Genomic DNA, 11,274 nt, shown 5'->3' with positions numbered 1-11,274 from the left:
TGTAAATTATAGGGTTAAAACTATTAGTATCAGTGGAGGCGTATACGGAATATGTACGATACTATTCAAAGGCTTAAGGAGTTACTGGTGACAAGATTGAAGCTCAAGGTTGGAGTAGATAAAATAAAAGACGATACACCACTTTTTGGCCCTAATAGTCTGGGCCTTGATTCCATAGATGTATTGGAAATGGTTATTGTTATTAAGAAAGAATTTGGCGTTGAGATAATGGATAGAGAAACTTCCGAAAATATCTTTACATCAGTCGGCTCAATAGCAAGGTATATAGAAGAAAACAGATGAGCGATTTGTATCCATTTCCCTCAGAAATACTCCCTCACTCTTATCCTTTCATTCTGATCGATAAAATAGTTGAATTTGAAGAGGAAAAACGCATTGTATGTCTGAAAAACATTAGTAATAATGATGAATTTCTTCAGGGGCACTTTAAGAATAATCCTGTAATGCCAGGTTCTCTTATTCTCGAAGCAATGGCACAGGCATCCGGTTTAATAATTGGCAGTAAAAAATCAAAAATGGCCTATTTATGCAGGGTAAAAGACGCCAAATTCAGAAAACCTGTTGTGCCTGGAGACCAGCTTATTATCACTTCGTCTCTGATTGATAAGCTTCCGCCACTCTATATCTTTGAGACTGGTGCGTCTGTTGGGGGTGAAGTTGTTTCTGAGGCCGGGATAAGTCTCTCTTTTTGAAATTTTGAGGTAATGAATAGTATACAACAGGTAAATTGCAATATTTGCGGTGTTGATGATACGTCCCTGATTGCAGTTCAGAATGGATACCGGATGGTAAAATGCAAAAATTGCGGGCTTGTGTATCTCAATTCAAGGCCGGATCAACAGACGTTACTAAAGCTCTATGCAGACTATCACCAAAGGGAAGGAAAGGACGAGGATGTATGGGCAAGACTTATGGAGAAAAATTTCAAGGAAGTTTCATTGCTTTTACATAAGATATTTCCGGAGAAAGGGAAAATACTTGATGTTGGGTGTGGTTATGGACACTTCATTGAGATAATGCAGGATTGTGGATGGTTTGCACAGGGAGTTGATCCATCCTCAGGGACTTTATATCATGCTAAAAGGAAGGGGCTGAATGTCATTGAGACATCAGTTGACGATAGTTCATTTCCTGATAATTTTTTTGACGTTGTAACAGCGTTTTATGTCCTTGAGCATCTTCCCGATCCACTTTCTACAGCAAAGAAGATTTTTGAGATGCTAAAACCGGGAGGTGTTATCGTTATAAGGGTTCCTCATACAACGCCAATAGTCAGATTTCTTTCCGTTTTTACCATAGATAATAATCTTTATGATGCGCCATATCATCTCTATGATTTTTCGCCCATGACAATCACCGTATTACTGAAAAAAGCGGGATTCTCATTAATTCAGGTAATGCCCGGTAGTCCAACACTTCCACCAAAGCGCTTTGAGAGGGTTATATCTCTCGTTTCCGGTTATTTTTCTCAGGTTCTTTTTGTAATGAGCAGAGGCAAATTCCTTCTGCCGGGAACCAGTAAAACAATTATTGCTGTGAAACAGATAGAAAACAGGGTTTCATGACCTCAAGATAAAGATGACCATGCATATGGAACAATTTTTAAAAAGAGTTGCTTATGGTATCTTCTTATATCATAAGCATATCGTCATTGTCTTTTCTCTGCTTACCATAATCTCTCTCATTACCATTTTTAACATGGAGATCAGATCGGATATCATCGATGTGCTTCCTGCGAAAAATAAGGCCGTTGCCCAATTTAAAGATGTCATGGAGAAATACGGAACTGTAGACAACGTAGTGGTAGTAATAGAGGCGGATGGTAACAGGATAGATGAGCAGATTGGTCTTATTGAGGATATGGCAAAAAGGCTTATAGCGTCTCCTCTCATAGAATATGTTGATTACAGCCCACTAAAATTCCAAAGTGATTTTTTTCTCAAACGTTTCCCTTTGTTCCTTGATGAAAATGGTTTGAAACATCTTACAGAAAAATTAACACCCGTTGGCATTGAACACCAAATCAGATACAACCGGCAACGACTTCTCTCGCCTTTTAGTTCACCTTTTGACTATGAACTTATCGCAAAAGATCCTCTGAATATAGCTGATAGCATCAGGAACAGTTTCGTACGATCGAACAAGAACGAACTTGATCTTAGTATGGGTTATTACTTTACGCCGGACTATTCTACCGCCCTTATTTTTGCTAAACCGAAAGGCAAAAGCAAGGATATGGCATTTGTAAAAAATCTGAAAAAGGAATTGGATTCCATTGCTGCTCTGGCAATGAAGGGAAATGGTAACCCAATGAATGTCAGTGTGGGATTTACGGGAGGATACCTTTTATCAGAGAATGTCCGGGAGATTATTAAGCATGATATAATAAGCTCTTCTACCGTGTCTGTTTTTTTAATTGCATTGTTTATATGGCTGGCTTACCGGGTAAGGGTAAAGATACTTTTGGTATTTGGGTTTGTTCTGTTAACGTCTCTTTCCATGACAGGAGCCTTTGCCTATCTCCTTTTTGGAAATATCAATATTGTTACAAGCGTTGTTATCATCGCAGTGATGGCAGGCCTTTATGTGGATTATTCTATGCACATAGTAAAAAGATACAGTGATGAGTTAAGAAAATATAATGATCCTCTGCAGGCGCTGGAAATGACCATTGCAAAGACAGGTTCGGCAATTATTCTATCAGGACTCACGACTTCCTTATCTTTTTTTAGTATTGTTGTAACCAAATTTAAGGGGTTGTATGAGCTTGGGATTGTTTCCGGAATAGGTGTTATTTTATGTCTGATAACCACACTTCTCCTGATGAGTTCTCTGCTTGTATGGATAAGCAAATACGGATTACAAAATATCCAGTTTGAAAAACCCGGGAAAAATGCGCTTTACGGATTCGATAATCTTGCCAGTCTTATCGCGAAAAGGCACCGATATATCGTTCTTACAGGCATTGTACTTGTTATTATTGCAGGACTGGGCATATCTCAATTACGTTTTGATAACAATCCCGACAACCTTGCACCGAAGGATAGTTCTGCTATTGCCCTGGGGAAGAAAATAAGCGGAAAAATAGGAAAAAAAGGGGAACCTCTTACGGTAGTGATTAAAAATAAAGATAACAGTGCGCTTACTGCTGACTTTGATATTCTGGAGAAAGTTCTTCCGCAATGGAAGAAGGAAGGTTTCATTGAGGATTATCATTCACTAGGTATGCTCATGCCGGCTTCTTCCGTTCAATCGATAAGAATAGATAAGCGAAAAGAGTTTATGAAGAGCATGTTTTCCTTAGATTCAATAGAACAAACAGTGACAAATATCCTTGAAAAAAATAATTTTGATTATGACAAAAGTTATCTTCACAAATACCTCACGGGAATCCTGGATGCCTTAAACAACACTGAATTTATAGGGTTAAGAGAAATTGAAACTATCCCTGCCCCGATGATCAGCCGTTTTTACAACAAGGATGATTCATCTGTCGCTGCGTATCTTTATCCAACAAAAAGAGGATGGGATAAACAAACACTCGATGTATTTCAGGAGTATGTTCAATCAAAAGGGGCAAACTGGATATTGGTTGGAAAACCTATCCTTATTGATGAGATAAAATCACCCATCATCTGGGGCAGTGTGCTGGCAACTGCATTGACTATTTTCTTCGATCTTGTCATTATTTATTGGTATTTCAGAAAAGTATGGTATGTTGTGCTCGTTTTACTGCCGGTAATACTGGGGTTTGTATTGACGATGGGCAGTATGGGTTATATGAATATTCCTTTTAATTTCATAAACATCGGGACTATAGCTTTAATTTTTGGTTTTGGTGTGGATTACGGTATACATGTAATGCAAGCATATATTGGGGAAGAAAAGATGGATATCGGTAATGCTCTTCGGATCAGTGGTAAAAATGTGATGATGTGCGCAGCGACGACCATAGCCGGTTGTGGAAGTCTCATGACAGCAAAGTTTACCGGTATTGCTTCGATAGGGCCTGTCCTCACTCTTGGGGTAATTGCCTGTACCTGTACTGCATTAATCGTATTACCGTCTGTTATCTGTCTGAATAAAAGCAGATTTCAACATGAAGGATTTTTATGAAGGATTTTGATGTAATAATTATTGGGAGCGGCATTGGTGGCCTGATAAGCGCAGGGATTCTCAGCGCAAAGGGATTCAAAACACTCCTGGTGGAGAAAAATAAGACACCGGGGGGATATCTTGCATCCTTCAGAAGGAGAGGTTTTATTTTTGATTCTTCCTTAGACTGTATATCAGGCGTTGCTCCTGGCGGATTAATATTCAGGGTAATGGAGCTTCTTCAGGTTCATAAGAGTATAAATCTTGTACAAGTGGATCCCATAAGGATTAGTATCTTTCCAGACATTGAAGTTCCTGTTGATTCAGATATTCATGCCTACATGGAGAGACTTGCAGCATTATTCCCTTCCGAGTGTGAGGCAATCAAAAAATTTTTTGGATTATTAGACAGAATCTATTGTGGGATGCAGTCGGCAATACCTATGATGGTTGCCGGCAAGCTTGAATTGCAAAAAATAATTCCGGAGATAGTAAAATTCAGCCATATTCCCTATGGCAGGCTGCTGGATGAGTGTATTACTGATTACAGGCTTAAATCAGTTTTATCCGACAGATGTTCCTTTATCGGGCTTCCCCCCTCCACGGTTTCCACCCTTTCAATGATCAATATAATCATGAGTTATTTCAAATTAGGCGCATACAGGCTGGTAGGAGGTTCTCAGTGCCTTGCAGATGCATTTGTTGAAGGAATAAAGAAAGCCGGAGGCAAGGTAATCCTCGGTAACGGCACAAAGAAGATTCTTTTCCACGAGGATGGTCATTGTCTTGGAATTACCTGTGATGATGGTGACGAATACACTGCAAGGTTTATTATATCAAATGCAGATTTTCAAAATACCTTTCGTAATCTTCTGGGTGGTGAATATACCTCCATTGCTGAAGATATGCAGAAGAATATAGGTATTTCAACATCATTTTTCATGGTATATGCAGGTATTAGCGGAAGTATTGAGAAACATTCCAGTATTGGTTATTTCTCTTCCTATAATGTCGAAGATTGTTTTATACCCGGCAGGGCTTTTAAAGAAGATAGCTCTGCTGCTGGCATCACCGTAGCCAGCATTGAGGATAAATCCCGCGCTCCTGATTCATGCCATACGGTGGTATTCCATGAAATTGTTGAAACATCATATGAAAAACTTGATAAAGCAAAATGTACTGAAATAATTATGAAAAAAGCGGAAAAGATTATACCTGGTATACGGGATAGGACAATAGTCCTTGATTCAGCAACGCCACAAACCTTTCAGCGATATTCGGGTAATCTCAACGGTTCGGCATTTGGATGGAGACAGATACCGGGATTCAGAGGTGTTAAGAGGCATGGAATAAAAAATCTTTATATTGCAGGTCACTGGGGAGATATGGGTGGAGGAGTGCTCGCTGCTGCTTATTCAGGAGCCAAGGCAGCGGCAGATATATGTGGTGAAGAAGGGATAGCAATTGACTTCTGATATCTGTGTTGTAATTCCTGCATACAATGCATCTGCCACCATAAAGGATGTAGTTCGTGGTGCATTGAAATATGTTTCCCGGGTTATTGTTGCTGATGATGGTTCTACCGATGATACAGCAGGTGCTGCATCTGAAGCAGGGGCAGAAGTTCTGGTTATAGAAAAGAACAAAGGAAAAGAAAATGCCTTAAAATTGCTTTTTCAGAAGGCCATTGAAGAAGGATACCGCTCGGTAATATCTATGGATGCGGACGGACAACATGATCCTGAAGATATACCGCAGTTTATTGCGATATATACCAGGCATCCTGACGATATCATTGTAGGCTCAAGGATGCATGAAAAGGAAAAAATACCAAGGGCACGATACAATTCTATGTGTATAGCCCGATTTTATATTTCCCTCGTTGCTAACCAATTTCTGGAAGATACACAGTGTGGCTTCAGGTTGTACCCGTTATTAATTATAAAAAGATTGCGATTAATGACAGAAGGGTATGTTACCGAGACGGAATTGCTTATAAAAGCAGGGGATATGGGAATACATATCAGATTTGTGAAGGTTAAAACAATCTATAGCGAACATGGTAGTCATTTTAAACCCATAACAGATATTACCAGCATAACAGCATATATTATTTCCTATGCTCATATCAAATGGCTTATAGAAGGAGTAACCTCAAATAATCAGAACACATATTCGGCAAAAAATTATGTAAGAGACAGGATAGGAGAAAACAGGAAAATAGACGTTCTCTTTCAGATTTTGACCGCATTTACAGCGCTTCCTGCAACTATTATCTTTCTGGCAGAGTATATCATTTTACCACTGTTTATTCCTCATAATTTTGCATCTATCCGTAAACTTGGCTGTGGCTTCTCAAAGGTCACCATTGCAACGCAAATGTTACCTTTTGTACTTCTCTTTGCCATACTGGAAAAGACAATACAAGCGGCAGGTTTTCAGGTTAACTTCGTTGATAGATTTATAGGAAGATTTTATTCAAATCTATGGAAAGGCAAGAAATAGTGTAACATGATAATTCACCTGATATGATTATTCCGATAAAAGAAACGTGTAAATTGATAGTATACAGACTGATTCCCTACTGCTTCTTTTATCCTTTTTTCAAAATATTTTGCAGATTAGAGGTAAAGGGGATCGAGAACCTTTCCAGCAAAGAAGGTATTCTTATTGCTTCTAATCATCTCAGTTATATTGACCCGCCTCTTCTGGCAACGATAATTCCCCGGGGATGTACTTTTATGGCAAAACATGAACTGTTTGATATCCCGGTACTAAAATACATCATTCGGTATTATGCTTTTCCTGTAAACAGACAAAATCCAACAGCATCTTCAATAAAAACAGCAATACATAAACTTGCTTGTGGAAAAAAAGTTGTTATCTTCCCGGAGGGAAGAAGGAATATGGGGGCTAATGATGTTTCGTTCAAAAATGGTATAGCTATGACAGCTGTTTTAAGTAAAAAAAAGGTTGTGCCAACACTGATTGAGGGTACAAATAAACTTTTTCCAAAAGGTACCATCATTCCAAGGCCAGCGAAGTTGAAGATAACGTTTGGAGAACCTCTGGATATCCATCAGGTAGGTGCCGAATATAAAAAGATAAGTCAAAAGATCATGGAACACATAACGCAACAAACTACAGTTAAAAATTTTGAAGAACTTTCTTCCATTGCCTCAGATAGAACAATACATAAGCAATAGACACATATCTTTTTTACTGCTTGGCAATATCTTCCTTTATTTTATAAATATTTTTTTCTATATCAGCTACAAAACCTTCAACGATATATTCTATGAAATCCTTATAAATCGTTCTTTTCGCAAAGATGGGTTTATTTACTCTACTAAATGAAGGCATTATTAAGTATTCATGGTATTCTTTTTCGCCCGGCTTTCTCACCTGAATTTGGCCTGTCATGCCGCCAATCAATTCACTATATATATAATGATTAATCCTGCCACATTGAATATTTGAAATATAAACAGTTAATTCCATTCCTTCCCTGATAGCTTTTTGAATTTCGTTACGTTGACATAATTTTGTATAGAGAATTTGTCTTACTGGCGGAATGGTCTTAATGGCTAACGCATTAATAAAAATATTCTCATCTGCCCGGCTATCGATCACACTTATTTGGCATGTATTTACATTTTGTACACGATCTTGTAAATTAAGAGAGAATTGTGTGCATCCTGTTATTGAAAACAAAAAAAAGAGAGAAAAAAGTATCCAATATTTTTTATTGAAGTCTTTATACATAAGGTTTATTTCCTTGCCATAAGCTTTTATTGTTTCTTCATATCCCCGATACATATCAAAATGCATTTAACAATCCAGGCATCCGAATTTTGCGGATTCAACTCAGTGGCTTTTTCGCAAGCTTTTATTGCCTCTTTATATCTGCCAAGCTTAATAAGGTCAACGCCTTTATCGAACCATTCCTTTTCATTCATAGCTATTCTTTTTTAAGCATTTTTGGAGGTTCCTGTAGCAATAAAAAAGCCTTACCGCAAAGGTATTTATTTAAAATATCTTTGACAGTAAGGCTTATTATCTGTTGTGCTATCTTCTGATCTTCTAAAGATCATGTATTTTATTATCTCAGTTACTCAGGATTTATCCTTATCTTAGTATATTTTTTATCGGATTTTAATTTATTTAACATGTATAATAGAACATGTCAATGAAAATATTTTTAAATCATGGGCCAGAATTACCAGAACTATAGGAGAGATGAAAAAGATTTGTAACTCAGGTTTAGGGATTATAGCTTATGGATTAAAAAGTAGGTAAAAGATATCTATAATCTTGACTAACGTAAAAAGAATTTGTATTATCTTATCATTGAATTTCTCAATAGTTCACATCCCGGATGCTTAACATGGTATACGTGATGATAGGAAACAGATAATGTTTCATTACCGATGCAGCATTTCTTAATGCTGGGGAATAGTGTAACGGTAGCACAAATGACTCTGGATCATTTAGTCTAGGTTCGAATCCTAGTTCCCCAGCCAATAAAATCAATGGTTTCAGCCATTCGATATATCCTTGTTTTCCCCGACTGTAGCCAAATTGTAGCCACTTTTTTCTGAAATTTGCATCCCGTCCCTCAGACTTTCAATGTTATGGTGTGTATATCTTTGAGTCATGCTAATGTTATAATGACCTAATAGCATTGAGATTTTACCTATGTCATATCCTCTTTGTGCTAACCTCGTCGCAAAGGTATGTCTCAAATCATGAAAGTGAAGGTCTTGAATACCTGCTTTTCCCATAGCAGTATTTAAAGCCCTAATAAGATTATGGCAATCAATTTTAGTCATTGCGATACTCAAAAATACAAGGTCATTTTTAAGATTTCTTACTTTTGCCTTTTCCGTTAAAATAGTAAGAGCAGTTTCAAGAAGCGGAATTGTTCTTGGCTTTCCGCTCTTTGTCTCCTGAATTATAATGGTTTTGTTGAACAAATTTACCCTACCCCATTGAAGCGAAAGCAGTTCGTCTTGACGTAAACCAGTATGCAAATCAAAAATAATTATGTCCCTTCTTTCATGGCGTCTACTACATGGCTCTTTGCCTCGTTTAGCGTGAGTCCCAGTTTGTCCAGCACCCGCTTCGTTATCGCCATTGGCTGTTCTGTTCCTTGCCTGCACAGTATGATAAAGTCGTCGGCAAAGCGTACTATTCGGGCTCCGAGTTTCTTCTCCAGTTGATGTCTCTCCCATATCCTGTCCAAGAGGTGCAGGTAGAGATTGGCTAGTAACGGTGAGATTACTCCTCCTTGCGGTGTGCCTTTTCAGTTTCCTTTGCCTCCGCCGATGTTCTTTTGTTTTCCGTCTCTGCCTTTTTCTATGACCGGAGCCTTGAGCCACGTCTTTATCAAGTGCAGTATTTCACTGTCACTGATGCGCTCTGCTACCACAGCCACAAGCTTGGCATGGGGAATAGTGTCAAAGTATTTGGATAAGTCGGTACCTATGACTTCAGTATATCCCCTGTTGAGGGTATATGCTACGTCATCTACGGCATCGTGGGCCGATCTCTTCGGCCTGAACCCGTATGAACATTCGCAGAAGTCGGCTTCAAAAATGGGCTCTATGACCAGTTTTACAGCCATCTGCGCTACCCTATCACGGATGGTGGGAATGCCCAACGGGCGTTCCGTTCCATCCGTCTTGGGTGTCATTACTCGTTTTACAGGGCTTGCTTGATAGGTCTTACTCCTGAGTGCTTCTTGCAGTTCCGCCAGAAAGGCGGATACCCCTTCTCTCTCCTCGATGGCTTCAAAGGTTACACCGTCTATCCCGGCGCTCCCTTTGTTGACACGGACAAGGGTGTAGGCATGACTGAGGATGTCTGCCCGGAATACCTTGTCATAGAGGGCGTAGAAGCGGTAGGTTGGTTCTTGCTTGGCCTTTCGGTATAGCTTCCTCTGAAGTATCCTGATCTTTTCCGGGGTTGTTAGCATTTCTGCAATCTCCCTTTTCCTCTCCTCTTCGGTTGCATGAACAAAGCAGGGTTCCTTCCCTCGAACTGGGTTGTGTTGTCCCTTGTCCTCAAACGGTACCATAAACCCCTCCGACTCCCTCTACAGCCCGCTGTGGTTTCGTTTCCTTATACAAAGCGGTTTATGCCCCTCAAGCATTACTGCATAGGGTCTCCAGCACTGGTCTGTTTATCTTCCCCTGCATACCGCCCCTGCTACCCCGGAAGATATTGCAGTTTCCTTCCCGTTGCCTGAGTCTGCAATCTTCGGCCTTCCCCACGTGTCCACGGGGTCGGCATCTTCGATTTGTATTGACGAGGCTACTTGTAGGTTCGCTTGCGCTGCGGCCTGCGGCTTTGCCAATTGGGAACTTACGACCCCTGATTGCTCAGGCACCGCTCCCTTGAACTACCGGGGTGAACGGATAATTCCCCGGACGGGACTTTAACCCGTAAGAATAAACAGATGTTACTGCGTACGGACATTATATATAATTGTTGATTTTATTTTAGATTTGACGTGTCCGAAATCGCTCTACAATAGTTCTAAAAGTACCAGTCATATCCTCCCAACGTTTAACCTAACCTACACAACTAAAAACGAGGATATTGGTATTGTTCAATGACTGTGAGCCTGTAAACAAAACCTCGTTTTACTATCAAAAGTACCATCTAAAACCTTCCCAAATTCTTCAACCGCTCTTGATTCATTCGTTAATATATGGTACTATAAAACCACTATGAAATTTGAAGATTTTTATAGAGATCTACGGAGATTGAAAAATGAAGGTTAAAAACGTAATGGTCAGAATTAAAAGCCTTGAAGATGTATTTGAGGAAGCAAAAGATGTAATGAAACGTCTGGAAAAGGGAGAAAAGGTCAAAAAACACGAAGGCATTTCATTTGAAAACCTCGATGTAATGAGAAAGGTGCTTACAGAAGAGCGGTTAAGGATATTAAAGACCATAAAGAAGGAACACCCATCCTCGATTTACGAGCTTGCAAAGATTCTTAGGAGAGATATGAAAAACACCTTTGATGACGTACAATATCTTGCCCAGGTAGGATTCATAGAGATTAAGAAGACAAAAGAAGGTAGAGAAAAAGCAACCCCGATTGTAAACTATGATAAAATACTCCTCGAAATTCCTGTTTAAAGGTAA

Annotated in this window: 12 protein-coding genes, 1 tRNA gene and 1 pseudogene; 9 read left to right on the top strand and 5 right to left on the bottom strand. The window is 39.2% G+C overall.

Translation table 11 applies throughout. The features are described 5' to 3' along the window. The first annotated feature begins 51 nt into the window (after positions 1-51). Genes FBQ94_RS06025 through FBQ94_RS05995 form a run of 7 tightly spaced genes read left to right on the top strand, consistent with a single transcriptional unit; the run spans position 52 to position 7,322 of the window. On the top strand, positions 52-303 hold the full coding sequence (locus FBQ94_RS06025; protein ID WP_007222099.1) for a phosphopantetheine-binding protein: 252 nt from the start codon (positions 52-54) through the stop codon (positions 301-303). Next, positions 300-713 carry a 3-hydroxyacyl-ACP dehydratase FabZ gene (gene fabZ, locus FBQ94_RS06020; RefSeq protein WP_007222100.1) on the top strand — a complete coding sequence of 138 codons (414 nt, stop codon included), beginning with the start codon at positions 300-302 and terminating at the stop codon, positions 711-713. Before FBQ94_RS06025 ends, fabZ begins: the two co-directional genes overlap by 4 nt. A gap of 12 nt (positions 714-725) precedes the next feature. Continuing rightward, the gene (locus FBQ94_RS06015; RefSeq protein ID WP_007222101.1) at positions 726-1,586 is read left to right on the top strand and encodes a class I SAM-dependent methyltransferase; all 861 of its coding nucleotides are present in this window, start codon (positions 726-728) and stop codon (positions 1,584-1,586) included. A gap of 25 nt (positions 1,587-1,611) precedes the next feature. Next, positions 1,612-4,137 carry an efflux RND transporter permease subunit gene (locus tag FBQ94_RS06010; protein WP_285442046.1) on the top strand — a complete coding sequence of 842 codons (2,526 nt, stop codon included), beginning with the start codon at positions 1,612-1,614 and terminating at the stop codon, positions 4,135-4,137. Then, a complete protein-coding gene (locus FBQ94_RS06005; RefSeq protein WP_007222103.1) occupies positions 4,134-5,591 on the top strand; it encodes a phytoene desaturase family protein in 1,458 nt (485 codons plus the stop codon). The genes FBQ94_RS06010 and FBQ94_RS06005 overlap by 4 nt, the downstream gene beginning before the upstream one ends. After that, the gene (locus tag FBQ94_RS06000; RefSeq protein WP_285442045.1) at positions 5,581-6,621 is read left to right on the top strand and encodes a glycosyltransferase family 2 protein; all 1,041 of its coding nucleotides are present in this window, start codon (positions 5,581-5,583) and stop codon (positions 6,619-6,621) included. The genes FBQ94_RS06005 and FBQ94_RS06000 overlap by 11 nt, the downstream gene beginning before the upstream one ends. Positions 6,622-6,644: 23 nt before the next feature. Continuing rightward, the gene (locus FBQ94_RS05995) at positions 6,645-7,322 is read left to right on the top strand and encodes a lysophospholipid acyltransferase family protein (RefSeq protein WP_007222105.1); all 678 of its coding nucleotides are present in this window, start codon (positions 6,645-6,647) and stop codon (positions 7,320-7,322) included. Positions 7,323-7,335: 13 nt separating this feature from the next. Here the strand turns inward: FBQ94_RS05995 and FBQ94_RS05990 are convergent, their stop codons facing one another. Continuing rightward, positions 7,336-7,881 (bottom strand): hypothetical protein, encoded by a 546-nt coding sequence (locus tag FBQ94_RS05990; RefSeq protein ID WP_040543734.1) that lies wholly within the window; start codon positions 7,879-7,881, stop codon positions 7,336-7,338. A 26-nt stretch (positions 7,882-7,907) separates the two neighbouring features. Further along, entirely contained in the window at positions 7,908-8,075 is a 168-nt protein-coding gene (locus tag FBQ94_RS05985) for a tetratricopeptide repeat protein (protein ID WP_007222107.1), read from the bottom strand. 490 nt (positions 8,076-8,565) lie between these two features. Between FBQ94_RS05985 and FBQ94_RS05980 the strand changes: the two genes are divergently transcribed. After that, a tRNA-Gln gene (locus FBQ94_RS05980) sits at positions 8,566-8,639 on the top strand. 15 nt (positions 8,640-8,654) lie between these two features. On the opposite strand, the gene FBQ94_RS05975 is transcribed toward FBQ94_RS05980, so the two are convergent. From FBQ94_RS05975 to FBQ94_RS05965, 3 genes and pseudogenes are all read right to left on the bottom strand, one after another. Then, a complete protein-coding gene (locus FBQ94_RS05975; RefSeq protein ID WP_285442044.1) occupies positions 8,655-9,278 on the bottom strand; it encodes a site-specific integrase in 624 nt (207 codons plus the stop codon). Continuing rightward, positions 9,161-10,093: pseudogene (gene ltrA / locus FBQ94_RS05970) on the bottom strand (group II intron reverse transcriptase/maturase). Before ltrA ends, FBQ94_RS05975 begins: the two are co-directional and overlap by 118 nt. Before the next feature lie 207 nt (positions 10,094-10,300). Next, a complete protein-coding gene (locus FBQ94_RS05965) occupies positions 10,301-10,507 on the bottom strand; it encodes a hypothetical protein (protein WP_040543735.1) in 207 nt (68 codons plus the stop codon). A gap of 386 nt (positions 10,508-10,893) precedes the next feature. Here FBQ94_RS05965 and FBQ94_RS05960 point away from each other — a divergent pair, with 386 nt between their 5' ends. Further along, a complete protein-coding gene (locus tag FBQ94_RS05960) occupies positions 10,894-11,268 on the top strand; it encodes an HVO_A0114 family putative DNA-binding protein (protein WP_007222110.1) in 375 nt (124 codons plus the stop codon). The last annotated feature ends 6 nt before the right edge of the window (positions 11,269-11,274 follow it).

The organism is Candidatus Jettenia sp. AMX1 (genome assembly GCF_030263775.1).
GTDB lineage: Bacteria > Planctomycetota > Brocadiia > Brocadiales > Brocadiaceae > Jettenia > Jettenia caeni.
Note: the sequence above shows the minus strand (reverse complement) of the source record. Positions and strands in the feature narration are given on the sequence as shown.